Here is a 21,128-nt window from a genome sequence, read left to right on the forward strand (position 1 = left end):
GCCTGCTGGCCCGAGGTCCGGGGAATAGATTTTTACCCCTCCCAAAAATCTATTCCCCGCCGGCGGCTTACCCGGGGGGTATAAGTTTTTACCCCCCTCGAAAAGTTATACCCTCCCGCTGCGTCGCCTGAGGGGGTATAGCTTTTTGACCCCCTCGAAAATCTATACCCCTCCCGCTCCTTTTCCCACCCACTGCTCCTGTCCCGCTTCCCTGAGCCTGCCGGTTTCGGGTAAGCGCCGGTGACCTGTGCCTGCACTTCCGACGGCGCGCGGCGGCCCCGCGCCCGGTGCCCCGACTTTTCTTTCCCCCAAGCCTGACTTCCTTCCCATGAAAAATAGTTACCCGGCCCTCTGGATTCTGCTGCTGCTGGGCGCGCTGACGCCCGCCCGGGCCCAGGACGAGGTAGTGGCCATCAGCGGCGTGGTGCGCGAGGCCGGCACCCAGCAGCCCCTGCCCGGGGTGAGCATCAGCGTGAAGGGCGGCACCACCGGCGTGCTCAGCGACGCGGGCGGCAAATTTGCCCTCAAGTCCAAGCTCAAGTTTCCCTTCACGCTGGTCTTCAATATGCTCGGCTACGACGCCAAGGAAGTTGAAATCGTGAGTGCCACGAGCCCGCTGGCAGTGGCGCTGTCCTCGCACGCGGTGCTGACCAACGAGGTGGTCGTGTCGGCCTCCCGCGTGGAGGAAAGCCGGCTCCGTTCCCCGGTGGCCATTGAGAAGCTCGACATCCGGGCCCTGAAGGAAACGCCGGCCCCGAGCTTCTACGACGCGCTGGAAAACGTGAAGGGCGTGCAGATGACCACCAGCTCGCTCACCTTCAAGGTGCCCAACACCCGCGGCTTCAACATCCCGAACAACTTCCGCTTCATGCAACTCGTCGACGGCGTGGACATGCAGGCGGCCACGCTGGGCGTGCCCCTGGGCAACGCCATTGGGCCGACTGAGCTCGACATTGCCAGCGTGGAAATCACGCCGGGGGCGGCCTCGGCGCTCTACGGCATGAACGCCATCAACGGCATGGCCAACCTGACCACCAAAAGCCCCTTCACCTACCAGGGGTTGAGCGTGTACCAGAAAGTCGGCGTCAACCACGTGGACGGCACGGACCGCGACCCGAGCGCCTTGACCGAAACGGCCGTGCGCTGGGCCCAGGTGCTGGGCCAGAGCCAGCGCTGGGCCTATAAGGTGAACGGCAGCTACCTGCGCGGCACCGACTGGCTGGCCAACACCCAGACCGACCAGAACCCGCAAAACCTGAGCTCGGCCAACCCGCGCTTTCCCGAGCTCAGCGGGGAGAACAATCCCGCCGCCGACCTGTGGAACCGCTACGGCGACGACAACGCGGGCAACGTGGCCATCAAAATTCCCTACCAGGGCCGCACCGAAACCTTCAACGTGCGCCGCACCGGCTACTACGAGCGGGACCTGACCAACCCCACCGTGCGCAACGCCAAAATCGACGCCAGCCTGCACTACAAGCTCACCGACCAGCTCGAGCTCAGCTACGGCTACCGCTTCGGGCTCATGGACGGCGTGTTTCAGCGCGGCAACAAGATTCAGCTCGACGGCGTGACCGTGCAGAATCACAAGCTCGAGCTCAAGGGCCGCGACTTCACGGCCCGGGCCTACGCGCTGCTTGAAAACACCGGCGACTCCTATAACCTCAACCCCCTGGCCCTGAACCTGGACTTGCAGAACGGGGCCACCAGCACCACCAACGTGACGGGCTCGGGCACGGGCTGGGGCGACAAGTTCCGCACCGCCCTGCTCGGCCAGCTCAACGGCGGCGCCACCCTGGCCGACGCCATGCGCCAGGCCCGGGTGGTTGCCGACGCCGGCCGGGCGCAGCCCGGCACCCCGGAGTTTGAAAAGCTGAAAAGCCAGATTGTGCATACCAACAACTGGGACAGCGGCGTGAACGTGAAGGGCGCCCCGGTGCCCGGGGGCGCAGCCCTCACCCAGCGCAGCCGCACTTACCACGCCGAAGCCATCTGGAACCTGGGTTCGCGCGTGCAGTTCGCCGACGTGCTGGTGGGCGCCGACAGCCGCCTCTACGAAGTCATTCCCGACGGCAACAACTTCGTCGACTTCAGCAAGCCGCTTTCGGAGCGCACCCAGCCGGGCGGGCAGAACCAGTACTACCAGAAAGTCGGCGGCTTCGTGCAGGCCAGCCGGGAGCTGCTGGGCCGCCGCCTCAAGCTCACCGCCTCGTTGCGCGCCGACTACAACCCCGAGTTTGCGCCCAAGCTCAACCCGCGGGTGGCGGCCGTGTACACCCTGGCCGACAAGCACAACTTCCGCGCTTCCTACCAGAACGGCTGGCGCTTCCCGTCCCTGTTTGAGGCCCTCTCCTTCGTCAATAACGGCAACGTGCGCCGGGTGGGCGGCCTGGCCCGGGTGAACGAGGGGCTCAACTACCTCGACAACTCCTACACCCTGGCCTCGATTTCGACCTTCAACGCGGCCGTGAATGCCTACGTGGCGGCCAACGGCGGCACGAACGCCGCCGCCGCCGTGCGCCCCGAAATCCGCAGCCTGCTGCAAGTCGGCAACCTGCCCACCGAGAATCCCGAGCAGATCAACGCCTACGAGGTCGGCTACCGCAGCGTGCTGCTCGACAACCGCCTTTCCCTCGACGCCGACGCCTATTACAACGTGTACTCCGGCTTCCTGGGCCAGGTGGAGGTGAGCGTGCCCAAAAATGTCGCCGGCGAGCAGGTGGCCGTCGGTTCCGACGACGCGGTGCGGGCCGCGCTGGCCGAAAACCGCTCGGCCCGCCAGGACCGCTACCGCGTGTACACCAACGCCCTGAACAAGTACCGCAGCTACGGCTCCACGGTGGGCGCGACCTACAACTTCTACCAGAAGTTTACCCTGGGCGGCAACGTGAGCTTCAACGACATCCGGGCCAACGCCCAGTCCGACATCTTCGTGACCGGCTTCAACACGCCCAAGTGGGCCACCAACCTGACCTTCGGCAACCGCGAAGTCGTGCGCAACCTGGGCTTCAACGTGGTGTGGCGCCGCCAGAGCGCCTTTTTCTGGGAAAGCCCCCTGGCCAACGGCCGCGTGCCCGCCTACCAGACCGTGGATGCCCAGGTGAACGTGCGCGTGCCGGCCCTGAAAACCACGCTCAAAATCGGGGGCGCCAACCTGCTCAACCAGCGCTACATTCAGTACGCGGCCGGCCCCAGCATCGGCGGCCTCTACTACGTGGCGCTGACGTTCGACAACACCGTGCTGCGGTAGCGCCCCACCGGCGGAGTTGCAGCGGCTGCGCCGGCATCTTGTTTTGAATCTGAGTATCTTATCCACCCGGCTCCGGCCGCGCCGCTCTCCTACCAACCCAACCATGACGCCCTTTCCCTCTTCTTCCTCCGACGGTCTGCCGCCCCCGCCGGGGCCGGTGCTGGCTGTCACGCCCCCCACCCACGAGCCGCTGCCCATCCTGCTCAAGCTGCAACACCGGCGGGTCCTGCTGGTGGGCGGCGGCGCGGCGGGCCTCGCCACGCTCACCGCCCTGCTCACCCACCACCCGGCGGCGGCCGTTACGGTTGTCAGTGAAATAGTTGGGCCCGAAATCCGGGCCCTGGCTGCCGACCACCCGCAGGTGTTGCTGCGCGAGAAGTCCTACGACCTGCCCGACCTGCTCGGCCACGACATCGTGTTCGTGGCCACTCCCCACGCGGAGCTTAACCGCCGGGTGAAAGCCCACGCTACAACCCAGCGCCTGCTCTGCCACGTGGCCAGCGCGCCCGCCGAGTCCGACTTCACTCTGGGCCCAGATCCTCGTCCGAGCCACCCCACCGTGCCGCTACCGCGCTGGGCCCCTGAGTCGGCGGCGGCGGCCCAGTGGCGGCGGCTGGCCACGCTGTCGTTGCTGGCCTTCGCGGCCATGCTGTGCTTTAATATCCTGTCGTATTACGTGACCTGGCAGCAGGTCTGGGACGTGGCTTCCACCTCGCGGATGTTCTACATTTTCGTGGCCATCGGCTTCGGCGCCCAGCTTATCGACGGGCTGCTGGGCATGGGCTACGGCGTGGTGACGGCCATTAGCCTGATGAGCATCAACATTGCCCCGGCGGCGGTCAGCGCCAGCATTCACACCGCCGAAATGTTTGCCTCCGGGGCCTCGGGCTACCACCACTACCGCTTCGGCAACGTCAACAAGCGCCTGTTCAAGGTGTTGCTGATTCCGGGCGTACTCGGTGCCATTACGGGTGCCTATCTGCTCTCGCAGTTCGGGGATACCTACGCGGGCTATGTCAAGCCCCTGCTGGCCGTGTACCTGCTGCTGCTTGGGCTGCGCATTTTGTCCAAGGCCTTCCGCAAGCCCGGCAAGCGCACCAAGCACAAGAAGCTGGGGCTGCTGGCCGCGGCCGGCGGCTTCCTCGACTCGTTCGGGGGCGGGGGCTGGGGCCCGCTGGTGACCAGCACGCTCATTGCCGGGGGCCGCACCCCGCAGTACGTTATCGGCTCGGTGAGCGTGGCCGAGTTCTTCGTCACCTTCGCCAGCGCCCTCACGTTTTTCGCCACGCTGGGCATCACCCACTGGCAGATTATTCTGGGCCTCATCGTGGGCGGGGTGGCCGCCGCGCCCCTGGCGGCCCGCCTGGCCGGCCGCATCCCCGTGCGCGGCATGTTCGTGGGCGTGGGCCTGATGGTGATTGTGTGGAGCCTGTGGGCGTTGCGCAAGCTATTTATGTAGTGCTTATAATTCTCCCTGTAGGCCGGCAATCGTCTGGCACCCGGAGCGCAACGAAGGACCTTCCTCGTCGCCTCTGTTAATTGTTGTTCAATACAAAAGCCCTTTACCAGCGGATGGTAAAGGGCTTTTTTTATCTCTCAACGCCTGAAGAAAATCAGAGGCAGATCCTTCGCAGGCTCAGGATGACAGCCGTTGTTCGGCTTAGCTGCTCACTGGAGTTTCGGCCGCCGCTTCCCGGCCCAGCTTGCTGTGTTTTTTGCCGTAGCCGAAGTAGATGGCCAGGCCAATGGCCAGCCACACGGCCAGGCGCCACCAGGTTTCCTCGGGCAACGACACCATCATCAGCACGCAGGTCAGGATGCCCAGGATGGGTACCACCGGCACCCAGGGCGTGCGGAAGCCGCGCGGGGCGTTGGGCTCCTTTTTGCGCATGATCAGAATGCCCAGGCACACCATCACAAAGGCGAGCAGGGTGCCGATGCTGGTCATTTCGCCAACCACCTTAATGGGCACGAAGCCGGCAAACAGGCTGATAAAGGCGCCCAGCAGCAGGTTCGACTTGTGCGGGGTGCGGAAGATGGGGTGTACTTCGGCAAAGACCTTCGGCAGCAGCCCGTCCTTGGACATGGAGAAGAACACCCGGCTCTGCCCCATCAAGTCGACCAAGATAACGGACGTATAGCCGATGAGAATGGCAATGATAATGGCCGACGAGAGCCAGCCGAAGGGCGTCTTCTCGATGGCAATGGCCACGGGGGCGGCGCTGTCCTTGAACTCCTTGTAGTTGGCCACGCCGGTCAGCACGTGGCCGAAGAGCACGAACAGCACGGTGCAGACCAGCAACGAGCCGATGATGCCGATGGGCATATTCTTCTGCGGATTCTTGGTTTCCTGGGCCATGGTGGCCACGATGTCGAAGCCGATGAAGACGAAAAACACCACCCCGGCCCCGCGCAAAATGCCGCTCCAGCCAAACTCACCGAACTTGCCGGTGTTCTGCGGAATGTAGGGCTGGTAGTTGCTGGGGTCAATGTATTTCCAGCCCAGGGCAATAAACACCAGCACCACGGCCACCTTCAGGGTCACTACCAAGGCGTTGAACCAGGCCGAGCCCTGGGTGCCGCGGATGATAATGGCCGTAATGGCCAGCACGATGAGCATGGCCGGCACGTTGACCACGCCCGACACCACGGCGCCGTCGGCGAGCTTGGCGGTTTCGAAGGGCGACATCACCAGCTGGGGCGGAATGTGCAGGTTGAACTTGTCGAGCACCTTGACCAGGTACTGCGACCAGCTGATGGCCACCGTGGCGGCGCCCACGGAGTATTCCAGAATCAAATCCCAGCCGATAATCCAGGCGAACAGCTCGCCCATGGTGGCGTAAGAATAGGTGTAGGCCGAGCCCGCCACCGGCACCATGGAGGCAAACTCGGCGTAGCACAAGGCTGAAAAGGCGCAGCCGATGGCGGCCACCAGAAAGGAAAGCGTGACGGCCGGGCCGGCGTTGTTGGCGGCGGCAATGCCGGTGAGCGAAAACAGACCCGCCCCGATGATGACGCCGATGCCGATGGCAATCAGGCTCACGCCGCCCAGGCTGCGCTTGAGGGTACCCGTACCCGATTCGGCGGCTTCGAGCTGAAGCAGCGCCAGTGATTTTTTAAGCATAAAAGGGAGTAACGCGAAGCCTTGCTTCGCGAATCGTGGAACGATGCCGAAAAACGGGCATCAGGAAAAAGCAAGGAGGCCTGGGGCCGTAGCGCGAACGTTGCAGTTCGCGCACCAGAACGATTTACACGGCGGGAATTGCGCGTGACCAGAACGGCCAACCGGCGCGGGGTACGCGAACTGCAACGTTCGCGCTACGGCAGTCTCAACAACAGCAACAACAGCCCATAGCGGCGCCCGCGGGCACCGGCAAGAGGGCGGCAACAACTACTAAAACGGGCTGGTTGGGGAAACGCTCCACGGCAACTTGTTTTTATATGAGCAGGAATTGGCACCGTTCCGCAGCTTGCGGGTGGTTGCCGACGCTTCATCGAGCCTGTCTCTCAGCGCCTCTGTATAAAAACAATCCTTTGGGGGTAAAGAATTGATGGGGCAAAGGTAGCCCCGCCCAGCTGGGATTTGCAAACCCGGAATTGATTCGGAAAATGTGAAACCCCAAGGCATGTCATACTAAGCCCCACGAAGCATCTCTACCGCTTCGTTTGCCTCACCCTAACCCCTCTCCGGAAGAGAGAGGCTGTTTACCACTCTGGCGTCAGCACGCGAGATACTTCGGCTTCGCCTCTGCATGACGTTCTTTTGGGGCGTTGTATTTTGTTACCCCTCCCCCAGCGGCTTGGGCAACTGCCCCGCAAAATACCGCAGCCGGTAGCAGTTCATGGCCGTGTCGCCGAGCTGGTCGATGAGCCGGTAGTTGGCCACCGCGCCCACGGCGGCCCCGATAACGGGCACGAGCTGGGCCATCTTGGCCAGGTCGATGTAGTCACGGTACTCCTGCTGGAAGGTGCGCCAGTCGAACTCGTGCACGTCCGGGGGCAGGGTGTGGCGGTAGGTTTCCCAGTCGGCGAGGCGGCGGTAGATGTCGTTGCGGGTGTGCTGGCTGCTGAAGGCGAGCTGGAAGACGTGGAGCAGAAACAGCCGCTCGGAGTAGTCGCGCACGTCGTAGCCGTACTGGGCCGCCACGTCGAAGAGCAGCTTGAGCTTGAGGCCGAGCAGCAGGGGAAAATCGGCGAGGCCGAGCAGAAAGCCGCCCGCCCCGGTCATGGCTCCTTCGGCGGCAGCCGTGGTGCGGTAGTGCCCGATGTGGCGGCGCACGGCGTCCTCGCGCTGGGGTAGCGTCGCCTCGAGCACCGGCTTGCGGGTGAGGTGAGTGGAGCCGAACAAGACCCCGCGCACCATCTGCTTGATGGCGGCCGTAATGGCCTGGTGCACCTTTTCGGGCAGCAACGCATTCAGCCGCGTCTGCACCCGCCGGGCCACCCGGTTGAGCAGCGACGGGGCCCGCTGCATCTTCTGCTGCCAGGCCTGCAGCTCGGCATAGGCTTGCTGGTCGGTGGGGTTCATCGGGTATTCATTGCAAGGGCTAGTATAGCACAACCAGCCAACACTAGGAAGCCGCCTCGGTAGCAAAGTTTGGAGTAGTCCAACTCCATCCGCCTGCTCCAGCGGTTTTCCAGCGGATAGTAGCTTCGGTCATACCCATATTTGGAAGGTACCCACGGAACGAGTTCCACCCGATACTGCCGCCAGAACATGAGTCGAATTAGATGATAGTACAGGAAAGCACCGAGCGGCATAACGGAGCCGCTTAAGCTTTGTGTACCCACACTTAGTCCCAGGATCAGACTGAGCCATAACAGGGAAAATATTAGGTTCCGAAAGCGGGTGCCGATGATTGGATCAATCGTCAGATAGGCCACTAGGCCTCCGATTGACCAATAATACGCGTGCCAATTTCCCTGGGGCCGCAAGTCTTCATAATACCCCAGGAAATAAATCCCGGCAGTTAGTGCCGACCATAGCAGGGGCCACACCATCACCCCCAGAAGGCATCCCAGATACAGCCAATCGTTTTTGGTCAGCTTATGCACAATAAGCCCACCAGACAACACCTTCACTTGGGCTGGAATGGCCATTACTTCAAGCTATAAATCCGCTCGATAATCTCGACCACCTTCATGCCTTCCAAGGCGTTGGTGGTGGCAAAACCGCGCTTCTGCACCGTGTCAACCACGTTTTCGATGACCTGGACGTGGTTGGCGGCCGAGCCCTGGTAGGGTCCGTAGTCGTTGGCGGGGTTGGTGGGCGGCAGCTGGGGCATCTGGTAGTCGCGCAGGTGGCAGTACTCGACCTGGTCCATGTACTGCCCGCCGATGCGCAGGCTGCCGTGCTCGGCCACCACGGTCAGGGAGCTTTCCAGGTTCCGGTCCCAGACGGCGGTGCTGTACTGCAAAGTCCCGCTGCCCCCGCGCAACAGGTCGAAGGTGACGAGGCCGGAATCCTCGAAATCGGTAAGGCCGGCGTGGTTGAAGTCGCGGAAGCGGGCCGAGATATTGGTGATGTCGCCAAAGACCCAGTAGAGTAAATCGACGAAGTGGCTGAACTGGGTGAAGAGCGTGCCGCCGTCCTGCGCCTGCCGGCCCTTCCAGCCCTCGGGCTGGTAGTAGCGGGCGTCGCGGTTCCAGAAGCAGTTGATCTGGACCAGGTAAATCTGCCCCAGGCGGCCTTCGTCGTAGATTTGCTTAAGCCAGGCCGCGGGCGGGGAATAACGGTTCTGCATGACGCCAAACACCAGCCGGCCGGTTTGCAGGGCCGTATGCACCACGGCTTCAGCGTCGGCCCGGTGCAGGGCCAGGGGCTTTTCAATCACCACGTGCAGGCCGTGCCGGAGCCCCTGAATGGCCTGGGGCGCGTGCCGGTGGTTGGGCGTGGCCACGGTCAGCACGTCGGCGGCGGGGCCGTGGGCGAGGTAGTCTTCCAGGGAAGCAAAAAAGGGCACGCCGGGAAATTCGGCGGCCAGCGGCACCTGGCGGGCCGGGTCGGTATCAATCAGGGCTACCAGCGCGGCGGCCGGGTGGCTGTGCACGAAGGTGGCGTGGCGGCGGCCGATGTGGCCCACGCCGCAGATAACAAAACGAACGGCGGGCAGGGAGTCGGGCAACGGGAAAGGGTTTGCGGGTGCGGGCGGAGCCGGCCGGCGGCGCGGCGCGGGGTATCGGGCAAAACTAAGCAATATCAGCCGGGGCCGCACGCGGCAACACTACCCCAGGAAAACCCCGGTTCCGGGGCGCGAAACGGGGAAGCCGGGCGTCGAACGCCCGCGTCCGCACCGCGAACCACCGAGACCAGGCCGCGAGCCGTTGGGACTAGGCCGCGAACCGTTGGAACCAGGCCGCGAACCGTTGGAACCAGGCCGCGAATCATCGGGGCGGGGCCGCGAACGACTGCGGCGGCACCGCGAACCACTGGAGCCGGGCCGCGAGCCGTTGAGACTTGGCCGCCAACGACTGGAACCCGGCCCCGAACCATCGAGACCAGGCCGCGAATCGTTGGGACTTCGGGTCGGGATGTTGGTGACTGCAGGTCGGGATTTTGGTGACCGGGAGTCGGGTTTTACCTACAGCAGCCAACGCCCAGCTCCCAGTAGTCCGGTCAGCAGCAGGGTCGGCAGCAGGCCCAGGGCCAGGAGCCAGTAGCTCATGGGCCGGCTACCCCGCTGCAGGGCCGACGAGAAGGCGGCGAAGAAAAACAGGGAGCTATACAAAGCCAGCGGGAACAGCACCGCCAAGAACAGGCCCGCCGCTTCGCCCCGGGCCCCTTGGGCGGCGGCCCGCTGCATGTCGGTGGTCAGCCACCAGATAAAAAGCCAGTAGGCGGCGGCTACCAGGCCCAGCAGGGCGGCGCAGATGACGTTGCGGCGGGTATAGGGGCGGCGGACTTCCATACCGGGTTATTCCCGGCGCCCGCAAAAGTAACCCACGGCTTCCGCCACCTGCGCCACCTGCGCTTCGGTGAGCGTGGGATGAATGGGCAGGGAAAGCACCGTGCGGCAGAGCCGCTCGGCCACCGGAAACTCCCCGGCGCGGTGCCCCAGGTAGCCGTAGGCGGGCTGCAAATGGTTGGGCAGCGGGTAGTAGACCACGCTGGGAATGCCGCGCGCCCGCAAAAACTCCTGGAGCTGGTCGCGGCGGTTAGGTGCACCCTTCTCCCCTTCCGCCACCGTCAGCGTGTACTGGTGAAACACGTGGGTGCTGCGCGGGTCCCGGGCCGGAATCCGCACGCCGGGCAGGTCTGCCAGCGCCGCATCGTACTGGGCGGCCACCTGCTGGCGGGCGGCGGTCCAGGCCGGGAGGCAACGGAGCTTGACGCGCAGCAGGGCCGCCTGGATCGTATCGAGGCGGGAGTTGAGGCCAATATGCTCGTGGTGGTACTTGCGGGTCTGGCCGTGGTTGGCGAGCTGGCGCAGGTAGCGGGCGGCGGCCTCGTCCCGGGTAAACAGGGCGCCGCCGTCGCCGAGGGCCCCCAGGTTTTTAGACGGAAAAAACGAGGTGGTGCCGGCGTAACCCGCCGTGCCCGCGGCCACCGTCGGGCCGTCGGGCAGCGCGTAGGTGGCCCCGATGGCCTGGGCATTGTCTTCGATGAGCGGCAACCCGTGCCGGTCGGCCAGGGCGCCCAGCGCGGCCAGGTCGGCGCACTGCCCGAACAAATGGACCACGATAATGGCGCCGGTGCGGGGCGTAATGGCCGCCGCCACCGCCGCCGGGTCCAGATTAAACGTGTCGGGGTGCACTTCCACCGGCACCGGGCGCAGGCCCAGGATGGCGGCGGCCTCAAGCGTGGCCACGTAGGTAAAGGCGGGCATGATGATTTCGGCGCCGGCGGGCAGGTTCAGGCTCATCAGGGCCAGCTGCAGGGCGTCGGTGCCGTTGGCGCAGGGTATCACGTGGGGGCCGCCGAGGTAGGCGCCCAGCTCCCGGGCAAACTCCTGCACGGCGGGCCCCTGGATAAAGGCGGCCTCCTGCAGGGTGTGGCGCAGGGCCTCGTCCAGCTCAGCTTGAATGGGAGCGTGCTGGGCGGCGAGGTCCAGCATCTGAATGGGCGCGGGCGGGGTGGAATGCGGGGACACGCGGGGCGGGCTTACGGTGAGCTTCAAAGGTAGGCAGCGGAAACCTGCCCGGGAAGGCCAGAAAGCACTTTCGTCCCCGCCCGGAACCCGGGCGCCGGCGGGCGGGTGCGGCGGGGCCGCGTAACCCGAACCGGAGGGCTTGCGTTAGGTTCAGCAGAGCGGTATTCAAATGCTGCCATATTTCCGTTCCCCTAACGCCTCTCCCCCATGCTGAAAAAAACTCTCACCCTGAACGCGCTGGCCGCTCTGCTTACCATCGGCGGCCTGACCTTCACCCAGACCAGCTGCACGCAGGCCGAAAAGAAGGAAGTGTCGCAGGAAAGCGACCAGGCCTACAATGACTTCAAGGATTACGTAGCCACGGTAGAAACTACCGCCGACAACGAAGCCACGAAAGCCGCCAACGAAACCGAAGCCGACTTCAACGCCGAAACGGCCCGGATGAAGGCTGACTTCGACGCCAAAGTTGCCGCCGTCGATAAATACGCCGACCAGTACGACGACACCCGCCGCCAGGAAATCGAGCAGCTGCGCACCCGTTACACCACGGCCTACGACAAGCGCGACGAAGCCTGGCGCAACCGCAGCGGCAGCATGTCGACCACCACGACTACGGCCCCGACGATGGGCAAGTACTACACCCTGTCGAATGCCGCGGCCCAGGTAACGGCCGCCAACGCCCGGACCACCTACGAAACGTTTGTCAACAACGTGAAGGCCCGCGAAAACCAGTACGACATCAACGACTGGCGTAATATCAACGCCGAGTGGCGCGCCCTGGACGAAGCCTATGACAAGGTAAAAGGCGACATTCCCGCCAAGGACTTGGCCGAGATTCAGAAGGAAAAGCTGAAGTACGCCGCCATCAAGTCGGCCGATAAAACCGGTATCCGCGCCGAGCAGGGCATCGACGCCGTGAAGGGCGAGGCCAAGGATGCCAAGATGGAAACCGCCGATGAGCGCAGCAAAGCCGGCCAAGCCATCAGCAACACCGCTTCCGACGTGAAGGACGCCGGCAAGGATGTCGGTAAAGGCGCCGCCAAAGTCGGCAGCAAAGTAGGCAACGCCGTGAAGGGCGCCTACAAGGAAGTGAAGTCCGAAGTGAAAAACACGGACAACGACTAAGCTCCCCGCTTCATAAGAAAAGGCCCGCTGCACTGCGCAGCGGGCCTTTTCTTATGGCCGTTCAGGGCCGGATACTCCTGGCTGCGCCGGCTCCTCATGCAACTCCTGGAGCAGCCAGTAGAGCTTAAGTAAATCCAATTGGCGCAGGCTGGGCTGGCCCGCGAGCAGGTTGCGACGCCAGGTATCCACCCACGGGGCCAGCGCCAGGCGGGCGGCCCAGCCCAGGCCGATACGCCGCATCCGCAGGGCCGTGCTCAGCAGGCGGGTGGTGGTGCCCAGCCCTTGGGTGCGGTAAAGCAGGGCAAGGTTGCGGACGGCCTCGTGGGTTTTGCGCAGAAACACCTGGGCCGGCTCCAGGCCATCGTGGAGCACGGGGTTGTTGAGGTGACGCACGGCAATACCGGCTTCCTGCAGGCGCCAGCCAAACTTGGTGTCTTCGTGGCCGTAGCGGGTCAGACCCTCGTCGAGGCCAAACTTCCGGAAGACGACGGCCTGAATCAGCAGGTTGTTGAGCGTAAGCTGGGCGTGAGGCTCCAGTTGGCGCACGGCAGCCGGGCGGGACTCCCGCTCCTGGCCGTAGTGCCAGCGCAGGTACAGGGCCGGGTCGGCGGGCGGGGCAAACTCGTAGATGGTGCCGCCCACCAGCACCGGGGCCAGGGCGCGGGCCGCGGCGTAGCGGGCCAGCAACTGGTCGTCGGGCAGCAGGCTGTCGTTGTCGAGCAGCAGCAGCCACTCGTGGCGGGCGGCGGCGGCCAGGCGGTTGCGGATGGCGGCCCGGCCCACGTTCTGCGGCAGCTCCTGGTAGCAGACCGCGGGCCAGGCCCGCAGCAGGGCGTTCAGCTCCCGAAACTCCGGGGCCGAGCCGTCGTCGAAACACAGGATTTCCACCGGCCCGCCCCAGTCGGCGGCCTGCACGAGCAGGTCACTGACCAGCACCGTCACGTCGCGGTTAAAGACCGGAATCAGCACCGAAAGGCCAGGCATCTGCAAAGTCGGGAGGAAGAAGTAAACAACGCTAATATAAGAGCGGCGCCCAACCCGCAGGTCAGGCGCCGCCCGTAATGCCCGCGTCGGCAGCGCTAAAAGTCACTTTTCAGCTCGAAGGGCGTTTTGGCCGAGTCGATAAGCTGCCCGTTCTCGCACTTGAGCACCCGCTTCGGATACTGCCGGATGATCTGGTAGTTGTGGGTGGCCATGAGCACGGCCGTGCCGGAGTTATTGATTTCCACGAACAGGCGCATAATGCTGTCGGCCACGTCGGGGTCGAGGTTGCCGGTGGGCTCATCGGCCAGCAGCAGCAGGGGCTCGTTGAGCAGGGCCCGGGCAATGACGACGCGCTGCTGCTCTCCGCCGGAAAGCTGGTGGGGCATCTTGGCGGCCGCCCCGGCCAGCCCCACGCGCATCAGCACCTCCGACACGCGCTGCTGAATTTTGGCCTTGCCGCTCCAGCCGGTAGCCTTGAGCACGAAAATCAGGTTTTCGGCCACCGTGCGGTCAAACAGCAGCTGGAAATCCTGGAAGATGATGCCCAGCTTGCGGCGCAGAAACGGCACCTTGCTGCTGCTAAGCTTGGGCAGGGCGTAGCCGGCCACGGTAGCCGCCCCGGCTCCCACTGGCAGGTCGGCGTACAGGGTTTTGAGCAGGGAGCTTTTGCCCGAGCCGGTGCGGCCCACCAAGTAGGCAAACTCGCCCTTCTCGAGCGTGAAAGACACTTTCTGCAGCACCGTATTCACGTCCTGCATCACGAAAACATCGTGCAATTCAATAACGGCCATGCGGATGGGGGTACTTAGGGGGCTTGGGAGCCTGGGGTCTGGCTTGGGAAAGTTGGTTTGCGCTGAACGAAACCCAACCCTCCCAAGACTCTAAAAATCAGATTTCCAGCTTTTGCAGCTTGCCAAACTCCAGGCCGGCAATAACGGCGGCCAGCTCGGTTTCCTTGGCCTCAAGGCCGTAGCGGTGCAGGTCCTTAAGGGGCCGGTCGGCCCGGAAATAGGCAATGAGCACGAAATTCTCATCCCGCAGCTGGATATAATCCGGAATCTTGGCTTTGCCCTTTACTTTGATGATGTACACGGCGGAGCTACTTATGAATTATGAATTGGCTGGTGGTGCCGGTCTATGAATTCATAATTGTTAGGCGTTGACGCGCTTATGGTCGGCCAGGAAGGTGGCCAGGCCGTTGTCGGTGAGCGGGTGCTTGAGCAGGCCCGTGATGACGTTGAGCGGGCAGGTCACCACGTCGGCCCCGATTTCGGCGCACTGAATCAGGTGGGGTACGTGGCGCACGGAGGCGGCCAGCACCTGGGTAGGATAGCCGTAGTTGGCGAAAATCTGCACAATTTGCTCCACCAGCTGCAGGCCGTCGTGCCCGATATCGTCGAGGCGGCCCACGAAGGGCGACACGTAGGTGGCGCCGGCCTTGGCGGCCAGCAGGGCCTGTCCGGCCGAGAAAATCAGGGTGCAGTTGGTTTTGATGCCCTTGTCGGAGAAGTAGCGGATGGCTTTCACCCCGTCGCGGGTCATGGGCACCTTCACCACGATGTTGGGATGCAGGTCGGCCAGCATTTCGCCCTCGCGCACCATCTCGGCAAAGTCCACGGCAATAACTTCGGCCGACACGTCGCCGTCCACCAGCTCGCAGATCTGCCGGTAGTGGGCCATGATATTGTCGACGCCCCGGATGCCTTCCTTGGCCATGAGCGAGGGGTTGGTGGTTACCCCATCGAGCACGCCGAGGTCGACGGCTTCCTGAATATCGTGGAGGTTGGCGGTGTCAATGAAGAATTTCATGCGGGAATTGCTTGGAAAAAGAATACCCCAAAGCTAACCGTTTGCCGTCAAACGCGGCGCAGGTTGGCAGTGGGGCCTGGGAAAAGAGCAAAAAAAAGCGAGCCAAAATCGCACCGCTCAACCGTTTACCCTTGCTACCTTCCGGTCCTGGGGGAGTTCAACAGGAGCTGGTCGTTCTGACTCGCCGTTGCAAAGGTACGCAGGAATTTGGTGGGGGCAAATAAAAAACCGGTTTCCGCGCCATTCGCCCCGTTTCGAGCGGTTTGTGCTTCGTAGCCAGCCGCTTATTTTTTCGGTACCGGCCACTGGCCCACTCCAAAAGCGTCCGGCCCGGCTTGCGAAGGCCGGCCCGGACGCCTACGGTGGAACGGGGGCACTAGCTCGGAACGCGGTACTTACTTGTTGAAAAAGGCCTTGTCGGCGGCGCGGCCCTGCTTTTTGAGTTGGCGCCGGTAGTGGTCGACGGGTTCGAGGTTGAAGGTGACGGCCTGTATGTTCACCACGCTGAGCTCGGCATCCTCGTAGCCGGCGTAAGTCACGCGCAGCAGGGCCACGGGCGCTTTGGCCGGCAGCAAATACACCCCGTCCGCGTTGGTCACGGTAATCTGGTCTTTGTTGGGGCCGCTGGCTACCAGCGCGCCGGCCAGGGGCTGCCCCTTTTCGTTGAGGACCTTGCCGGTGTAGAGGTGGCTGGTGGGCGCAGCAGCGGCACCCGCAGCAGCTTCGGCGGCGGCGGGCAGCAGCACGGCCAGGGACTGGGACGGCAGCTGCCGGGAAGCCGCCGAGGTAGACTGGGCAACCGTGGTCAGGGGCAGCAGAGCCACAAGCACTGCACAGGAGTAAAAAACACGTTTCATGCAACAGGATTGGAGGTGAGAGCGAGGCGGGGGCAGTCTTGGCGCCAGTGCCCGAGTGGGTGAGAAAGCCAAAACATGATGTAATTATAACGATAATATATTTTATTATTCAAATTACGAGCTCAGAAATTTACCAAATAAGTTCTATAAAATAAAAATATAGTAACAACATAAAGCACCTGATTCTCTCCCCACTCGCTCACCTACTTTGCCCGGTTGCCGCGCCTTACTACCTTTGTCGCATGCCTGAACAAATCCTGATTCTCGATTTTGGCTCCCAGTACACCCAGCTCATTGCCCGACGCATTCGGGAATTGAATGTGTACTGCGAGATTCACCCGTATAGCAGCGCCCCGGACCTCACTGAGGATATCCGGGGCGTTGTGCTTTCGGGCTCGCCATGCTCCGTGCGCGACCCAGAAGCGCCCAACCCGGACCTGAGCCGCTACCTGGGCCGCGTGCCGGTGCTGGGCGTGTGCTACGGGGCCCAGCTGCTGGCCCAGCAGGGCGGCGGCGAAGTGCTGCCGGCTACCATCCGCGAGTATGGCCGCGCCCGCCTCTCCCACCTCGACGCGGCCAGCCCCCTGCTGCGCGACCTGACCCGGGACTCGCAGGTGTGGATGTCGCACGGTGACACGATTCAGGCTCTGCCGGCCGGCTACGACATTATTGCCAGCACGCCGGAAGTGGCCGTGGCCGCCTACCACGTCCAGGGCCAGCCCACCTACGGCATCCAGTTTCACCCCGAAGTCACGCACTCCACGGAAGGCAAGCTGCTGATGCGCAACTTCGTGCTCGACATCTGCGGCTGCGCGGCCGACTGGACCGCCGAGCACTTCGTCGACAGCATGGTGCAGGCCCTGCAACACACCATTGGCCCCGACGACCAGGTGATTCTGGGCCTCTCGGGCGGCGTCGATTCGAGCGTGGCGGCCCTGCTGCTGCACCGCGCCATCGGCCCCCGCCTGCACGGCATCTTCGTCAACAACGGGCTGCTGCGCCAGGACGAGTACGCCGACGTGCTGCATTCCTATAAGGATCTGGGGTTGAACGTGCGCGGGGTGGATGCCTCCCAGGAGTTCTACGCCGGGCTGGCCGGCCTCACCGACCCGGAGCAGAAGCGCAAGGCCATTGGCCGCACCTTTATCGAGGTGTTTGACCGGGAAGCGCAGAAAGTGCAGGGCGCCCGGTGGCTGGCCCAGGGCACCATTTATCCCGACGTGATTGAGTCGGTATCGGTGAAGGGCCCGGCCGTGACCATCAAAAGCCACCACAACGTGGGTGGGCTGCCGGAGAAAATGAACCTGAAAATCGTGGAGCCGCTGCGGGCCTTGTTCAAGGACGAAGTGCGGCTCGTGGGCGACGCGCTGGGCCTGCCCCACAACATTCTGCACCGTCACCCCTTCCCCGGCCCCGGCCTGGGTATCCGGATTCTGGGCGACATCACCCCGCAGAAAGTAAACCTGCTGCAGCGGGCCGACGCCATTTTCATCAACGGCCTGAAAAGCTACGGCCTCTACGACCAAGTGTGGCAGGCCGGCGTGATGCTGCTGCCGATTCAGAGCGTGGGCGTGATGGGCGACGAGCGGACCTACGAGCAGGTGGTAGCCCTGCGCGCCGTGACCAGCGTGGACGGTATGACGGCCGACTGGGCCCACCTGCCCTACGAGTTCCTGGCCGACGTGTCAAACAAAATCATCAACCAAGTGCGCGGCATCAACCGCGTGGTCTACGATATCAGCTCGAAGCCCCCGGCAACGATTGAGTGGGAATAACCCTGGCTGATATAAGCATAAAACTGCCGCTCCGGGTAACTGGGGCGGCAGTTTTTGATTGGGGCGGAAGCGTCTACTTTTGCCGGAACGCTCTAACTCTTTCCGCCGATGCTCTACGCCGCGCTGCTTGTTGCCTTTATTAGTCTGTGGATGGCCTGGCCCGGCTTGCGGCCAATGGAAGGCGCTTCCCCGGTTTGGTACGCCCTGCGCTGGGTGCTGTTCGGCATCCTGACCGGCAGCGCCTTGTTTTTGGTGTACCTGCTGCTGGGCCTGCGCGGTTAGCCCCGTCCTATTCCCGGGCAAAATGGCCCAGCTGCCGCACCGTGAGGTAGCCCAGCAGCAGAAAGGCCGTCAGCAGCAGCGTCACGCCGTAGGTGCCGGGGTAAGCAAACGGGTGCAGAAAGCGGGCTAGCAGGTCCTGGGCTAGGGCCACCGGATTCGATACCACGTTCCAGCTGTTGTAGCGCAGAAAGCGGCCGAAATACACGCCCAGGCTGCCCAGCAGCAGCGCCGTGCCCACGAATACCCACCCCCAGAGCAGCCCGTAAGCCCGGGTGAACAGGCGCTGCATTTCTTGCAACGAGCAGAAGCCCAGCATCAGCCCGTTCCAGGCAAAGGACAGAATCAGGGTCAGATCATACCACACGGGCACCTCGGGCCAAGTATTGAGGTGAACGAAGTCGGTGACGATGTAGGGGGCGTTGGGAAAAAACACCAGCCAGACGGCCGCCAGCGGTAGCAGCACCCGGGGTGGGGCCGGCCGGGCCAGCAAACCCAGCATGGTGCTCATCCCGAAGGGTACAATGGCCAGAAACAGATTCCAGAGCAGGAAAACGTAGGTAACCTGGTGGGTAAGGTAGATGCGGAAGGCCAGCAGCGCTACGCTCAGCGCCATGGAAGCTCCGAAGAGCAGCAGCAGGCCGAGGCGGCGACGCATGTAGTCGAAGGAAAGCAGCGGGAGCGGGACGGGCATAGGGCAGCGGATTCGCGAAGAACGAATAACGGAAATTTTACCCGGCCCGGTATTGCCGGCCCCCGGAAGCACCAAATCTTCCCCGCGGTTCCTGCGTACCTTTGCCCGGCCGGAATGGCGTGCCCCGTCGTTTTGTGCCCCTTGCTCCTGCTCCCAACCAACCCGGCCCGCCCCGATGAGGCATACCCGTTCGCCCCGCCTGCTCTGCCTGCTGACCACCGCCCTGCTGGCGCTGCCCGCCCTTGCCCAGCAGCCTACTACCCGCCCGACTCCGGCGCCCAAATCAGCGCCGGCCAAAGTGACGCCTGCCGCTAGTTCAGTTCCGGCGGGCAAGGCCGCGGCCAAGCCCGCCACGGCCACCACGCCAGCAAAGGCCGCACCTGGCAAAGCCGCAGCAGCATCCGGCACCGCACCTGCCGGGGCTAAGCCGACGGTGCCGGCTAAAACCACGGTGCCGACCAAGCCCGGCACTCCGGCTTCGGGCGCGCCAGCTAAAGCCGCGGCCACGGCGCCGGCCAAGCCCGGTGCCACCGCTCCCGCCCCGGCAGTGGCTCCCAAACCGGCGCCGGCCAAGCCCGTGGGGCCGCCGTTGCCAGCCAACCTGGGCTCGTCCGACCCTAACATCCGCTACCAGAACGGCAAGACGCTCATCACCCAGACCCGCTACGAACTGGCCATGCAGGAACTGGAGCCGCTGGCCCAGCCCGGGGCCCGGTTTGAGCGCGCCCCCGAGGCGGCCTACCTCTACGCCGTGGCCGCCACCCGGGCCAAGAAGTGGGCCGAGGCCGAGCAGATGCTGAACCTGCTGCGCACCGAGTACCCCGGCTGGGCCGGCATGGCCGACGCCTTTTTCCTGCAGGGCCAGGTTTCCTTCGAGCAGGGCGAGGCCGACAATGCCCTGAAAATGCTCAGCCAGCTGCCCGCCGGCCAGCTCGTGGCGGAGCGCGAAAACATGAAGGCCGTGTATCTGCCCCGCCTCAAGGACAAAGCGCAGTTTCAGACCCTGCTGACCCGCTACCCCCAAGATGCCACGCTGGGCCGCACCTACGCCGACAAGCTCGCCAACGGGGGCTGGTACACCGACGCCGACAAGGCCACGCTCGACCAGCTCATCACCCAGCTCAGCCTCGACCGCAGCCGCTACACGCCCCGCCCCAAGCCGGCCAAGAAAAGCTCTTACAACGTGGCCGTGCTGCTGCCCTTCGAATTCAACGACCCGAGCTGGGAGAAAGTCCGCAAAAACCAGTTTGTGACGGACCTCTACGCCGGCATGCGTCTGGCCCAGGACTCGCTCCAGCGTGAGGGCCGGCCGGTGCAGTTGTTTTCGTACGACACTGGCGCCGACACGCTCCAGCTCAAGCAGGTGCTGGCTTTGCCCGAGCTGGCCGGCATGGATTTGATTATTGGGCCCATTTATAAGTCGGGCAGCAAGCTGCTGGCCCGCTACGCCCAGCAGCACCAGATTATCTGCGTCAATCCCCTCTCCCAGGACGGCGACCTGGTGCTCGACAACGGCTGGCACTACCTGTTTGAGTCCAGCTCGGCCACCCAGGCCCGGCTGGCGGCGCAGTTTGCCTTCAGCCAGTTTACGGCCCGCACGGCCGTGGTGCTCTACGAAGACACCAAGGACGAAGCCGCCTTTGCCCAGGCCTACAAAACCACCTACGAAGCCCTGGGCGGCAAAGTTCAGGCCCTGCGCCGCATCAACTCCGACGTGGACGAGTCGTTGGCCGCGGGTTTTGCGGGGCTGGATCTGAAAACCGTCGGGCACCTCGTGGTGGCTTCCGACGCCCGCAAGATCGGGCCCTACACGCTGGGCGTGCTGCAAACCCAGGGTGCCCGGCTGCCCCTGCTGACGTACGCTTCGTGGCTGGAAAACCCGCGTATCAGCCTGGGCCAGCTCGACGCCCGCGACGTGTACTTCGTGCACCCCAAGTACCTCGACAAAACCCTGCCCGGGGTGCGCCGCTTCCGCCAGCTCTACACCCAGCGCCAGAATCTGCCGCCGTCGGTGTTTGCCTTCACGGGTTTCGAGCTGCTGTATTACTTTGGCTCCCAACTTCACCAGAACGGTCCCGCCTTCCAGCAAAACCTGGCCGCCTCCGGGCCGGTTTCGGGCAGCGTATTCCAGGGCATCGGCTACCCCGGCGGCGCCCACGACAACCAGTACGTGCCTTTTACCAAGCTCGAGCGGCTCGAACTTGAGGTCCTCAACCCGGTTGGGGTCCGCTAACCGCTTCCGCTTCTCTCACGCTTCATCCGGGC

17 protein-coding genes, 1 other RNA gene and 1 riboswitch are annotated in these 21,128 nt (G+C 63.9%); of the genes, 6 read left to right on the forward strand and 12 right to left on the reverse strand.

From position 1 onward, the window contains the following. Positions 1 to 328: 328 nt before the first annotated feature. Both EWM57_RS04275 and EWM57_RS04280 read left to right on the forward strand, forming a co-directional pair. Entirely contained in the window at positions 329 to 3,250 is a 2,922-nt protein-coding gene (locus EWM57_RS04275; RefSeq protein ID WP_129919897.1) for a TonB-dependent receptor, read from the forward strand. Between the two features lie 103 nt (positions 3,251 to 3,353). Next, on the forward strand, positions 3,354 to 4,709 hold the full coding sequence (locus EWM57_RS04280) for a TSUP family transporter (protein WP_129919898.1): 1,356 nt from the start codon (positions 3,354 to 3,356) through the stop codon (positions 4,707 to 4,709). Positions 4,710 to 4,910: 201 nt separating this feature from the next. Here the strand turns inward: EWM57_RS04280 and EWM57_RS04285 are convergent, their stop codons facing one another. From EWM57_RS04285 to EWM57_RS04305, 5 genes are all read right to left on the reverse strand, one after another. Next, complete coding sequence (locus EWM57_RS04285) at positions 4,911 to 6,374, reverse strand: amino acid permease (RefSeq protein ID WP_129919899.1); 1,464 nt, start codon at positions 6,372 to 6,374, stop codon at positions 4,911 to 4,913. A gap of 310 nt (positions 6,375 to 6,684) precedes the next feature. Then, a riboswitch (SAM riboswitch) is annotated at positions 6,685 to 6,777 on the reverse strand. A 254-nt stretch (positions 6,778 to 7,031) separates the two neighbouring features. Next, positions 7,032 to 7,778, reverse strand: coding sequence for an EcsC family protein (locus tag EWM57_RS04290; RefSeq protein ID WP_129919900.1), 747 nt, complete (start codon positions 7,776 to 7,778; stop codon positions 7,032 to 7,034). A gap of 571 nt (positions 7,779 to 8,349) precedes the next feature. Beyond that, positions 8,350 to 9,375 carry a Gfo/Idh/MocA family protein gene (locus tag EWM57_RS04295; RefSeq protein ID WP_242509979.1) on the reverse strand — a complete coding sequence of 342 codons (1,026 nt, stop codon included), beginning with the start codon at positions 9,373 to 9,375 and terminating at the stop codon, positions 8,350 to 8,352. Positions 9,376 to 9,831: 456 nt separating this feature from the next. Beyond that, complete coding sequence (locus tag EWM57_RS04300; protein ID WP_129919901.1) at positions 9,832 to 10,158, reverse strand: hypothetical protein; 327 nt, start codon at positions 10,156 to 10,158, stop codon at positions 9,832 to 9,834. Between the two features lie 6 nt (positions 10,159 to 10,164). Then, positions 10,165 to 11,340, reverse strand: a complete 1,176-nt coding sequence (locus EWM57_RS04305; protein ID WP_242509980.1) for a DegT/DnrJ/EryC1/StrS family aminotransferase — start codon at positions 11,338 to 11,340, stop codon at positions 10,165 to 10,167. A 207-nt stretch (positions 11,341 to 11,547) separates the two neighbouring features. Here EWM57_RS04305 and EWM57_RS04310 point away from each other — a divergent pair, with 207 nt between their 5' ends. Then, the gene (locus EWM57_RS04310; protein ID WP_129919902.1) at positions 11,548 to 12,465 is read left to right on the forward strand and encodes a hypothetical protein; all 918 of its coding nucleotides are present in this window, start codon (positions 11,548 to 11,550) and stop codon (positions 12,463 to 12,465) included. Between the two features lie 51 nt (positions 12,466 to 12,516). Here EWM57_RS04310 and EWM57_RS04315 read toward each other — a convergent pair whose 3' ends face one another. The 6 genes from EWM57_RS04315 to EWM57_RS04340 all read right to left on the reverse strand — a co-directional run bounded on the left by EWM57_RS04315 (position 12,517) and on the right by EWM57_RS04340 (position 16,115). Continuing rightward, positions 12,517 to 13,449 (reverse strand): glycosyltransferase, encoded by a 933-nt coding sequence (locus EWM57_RS04315; RefSeq protein ID WP_129919903.1) that lies wholly within the window; start codon positions 13,447 to 13,449, stop codon positions 12,517 to 12,519. 95 nt (positions 13,450 to 13,544) lie between these two features. After that, on the reverse strand, positions 13,545 to 14,240 hold the full coding sequence (locus EWM57_RS04320; RefSeq protein WP_129919904.1) for a cell division ATP-binding protein FtsE: 696 nt from the start codon (positions 14,238 to 14,240) through the stop codon (positions 13,545 to 13,547). Positions 14,241 to 14,337: 97 nt separating this feature from the next. Next, positions 14,338 to 14,541: a fructose-6-phosphate aldolase gene (locus tag EWM57_RS04325; RefSeq protein ID WP_129919905.1), complete on the reverse strand. Its 204-nt coding sequence runs from the start codon at positions 14,539 to 14,541 to the stop codon at positions 14,338 to 14,340. A 60-nt stretch (positions 14,542 to 14,601) separates the two neighbouring features. Then, the gene (fsa, locus tag EWM57_RS04330) at positions 14,602 to 15,258 is read right to left on the reverse strand and encodes a fructose-6-phosphate aldolase (RefSeq protein ID WP_129919906.1); all 657 of its coding nucleotides are present in this window, start codon (positions 15,256 to 15,258) and stop codon (positions 14,602 to 14,604) included. Positions 15,259 to 15,349: 91 nt separating this feature from the next. Continuing rightward, positions 15,350 to 15,446, reverse strand: an RNA gene (ffs, locus tag EWM57_RS04335) — signal recognition particle sRNA small type. Positions 15,447 to 15,653: 207 nt separating this feature from the next. Next, positions 15,654 to 16,115, reverse strand: a complete 462-nt coding sequence (locus EWM57_RS04340) for a carboxypeptidase-like regulatory domain-containing protein (protein WP_129919907.1) — start codon at positions 16,113 to 16,115, stop codon at positions 15,654 to 15,656. A 242-nt stretch (positions 16,116 to 16,357) separates the two neighbouring features. Between EWM57_RS04340 and guaA the strand changes: the two genes are divergently transcribed. Together guaA and EWM57_RS21070 are read left to right on the forward strand one after the other, a co-directional pair. Next, a complete protein-coding gene (guaA, locus tag EWM57_RS04345) occupies positions 16,358 to 17,890 on the forward strand; it encodes a glutamine-hydrolyzing GMP synthase (RefSeq protein WP_129919908.1) in 1,533 nt (510 codons plus the stop codon). A 108-nt stretch (positions 17,891 to 17,998) separates the two neighbouring features. After that, positions 17,999 to 18,172 carry a hypothetical protein gene (locus tag EWM57_RS21070; protein ID WP_165370410.1) on the forward strand — a complete coding sequence of 58 codons (174 nt, stop codon included), beginning with the start codon at positions 17,999 to 18,001 and terminating at the stop codon, positions 18,170 to 18,172. Positions 18,173 to 18,179: 7 nt separating this feature from the next. Here EWM57_RS21070 and EWM57_RS04350 read toward each other — a convergent pair whose 3' ends face one another. Further along, entirely contained in the window at positions 18,180 to 18,863 is a 684-nt protein-coding gene (locus tag EWM57_RS04350; RefSeq protein ID WP_129919909.1) for a DUF1361 domain-containing protein, read from the reverse strand. Positions 18,864 to 19,038: 175 nt separating this feature from the next. Here EWM57_RS04350 and EWM57_RS04355 point away from each other — a divergent pair, with 175 nt between their 5' ends. Next, a complete protein-coding gene (locus EWM57_RS04355) occupies positions 19,039 to 21,096 on the forward strand; it encodes an ABC transporter substrate-binding protein (RefSeq protein WP_129919910.1) in 2,058 nt (685 codons plus the stop codon). Positions 21,097 to 21,128 lie beyond the last annotated feature (32 nt).

The sequence above is a fragment of the Hymenobacter persicinus genome, from assembly GCF_004167665.1.
GTDB lineage: Bacteria > Bacteroidota > Bacteroidia > Cytophagales > Hymenobacteraceae > Hymenobacter > Hymenobacter persicinus.

Excerpts from the sequence above, each read along its gene's own strand:
- EWM57_RS04320 (WP_129919904.1), bottom strand. The coding sequence starts at position 14,240 with ATGGCCGTTATTGAATTGCACGATGTTTTCGTGATGCAGGACGTGAAT.
- EWM57_RS04290 (WP_129919900.1), bottom strand. The coding sequence starts at position 7,778 with ATGAACCCCACCGACCAGCAAGCCTATGCCGAGCTGCAGGCCTGGCAG.
- EWM57_RS04315 (WP_129919903.1), bottom strand. The coding sequence starts at position 13,449 with ATGCCTGGCCTTTCGGTGCTGATTCCGGTCTTTAACCGCGACGTGACG.
- fsa (WP_129919906.1), bottom strand. The coding sequence starts at position 15,258 with ATGAAATTCTTCATTGACACCGCCAACCTCCACGATATTCAGGAAGCC.
- EWM57_RS21070 (WP_165370410.1), top strand. The coding sequence starts at position 17,999 with ATGCTCTACGCCGCGCTGCTTGTTGCCTTTATTAGTCTGTGGATGGCC.
- EWM57_RS04300 (WP_129919901.1), bottom strand. The coding sequence starts at position 10,158 with ATGGAAGTCCGCCGCCCCTATACCCGCCGCAACGTCATCTGCGCCGCC.
- EWM57_RS04275 (WP_129919897.1), top strand. The coding sequence starts at position 329 with ATGAAAAATAGTTACCCGGCCCTCTGGATTCTGCTGCTGCTGGGCGCG.
- EWM57_RS04350 (WP_129919909.1), bottom strand. The coding sequence starts at position 18,863 with ATGCCCGTCCCGCTCCCGCTGCTTTCCTTCGACTACATGCGTCGCCGC.
- EWM57_RS04340 (WP_129919907.1), bottom strand. The coding sequence starts at position 16,115 with ATGAAACGTGTTTTTTACTCCTGTGCAGTGCTTGTGGCTCTGCTGCCC.
- guaA (WP_129919908.1), top strand. The coding sequence starts at position 16,358 with ATGCCTGAACAAATCCTGATTCTCGATTTTGGCTCCCAGTACACCCAG.
- EWM57_RS04280 (WP_129919898.1), top strand. The coding sequence starts at position 3,354 with ATGACGCCCTTTCCCTCTTCTTCCTCCGACGGTCTGCCGCCCCCGCCG.
- EWM57_RS04310 (WP_129919902.1), top strand. The coding sequence starts at position 11,548 with ATGCTGAAAAAAACTCTCACCCTGAACGCGCTGGCCGCTCTGCTTACC.
- EWM57_RS04355 (WP_129919910.1), top strand. The coding sequence starts at position 19,039 with ATGAGGCATACCCGTTCGCCCCGCCTGCTCTGCCTGCTGACCACCGCC.
- EWM57_RS04285 (WP_129919899.1), bottom strand. The coding sequence starts at position 6,374 with ATGCTTAAAAAATCACTGGCGCTGCTTCAGCTCGAAGCCGCCGAATCG.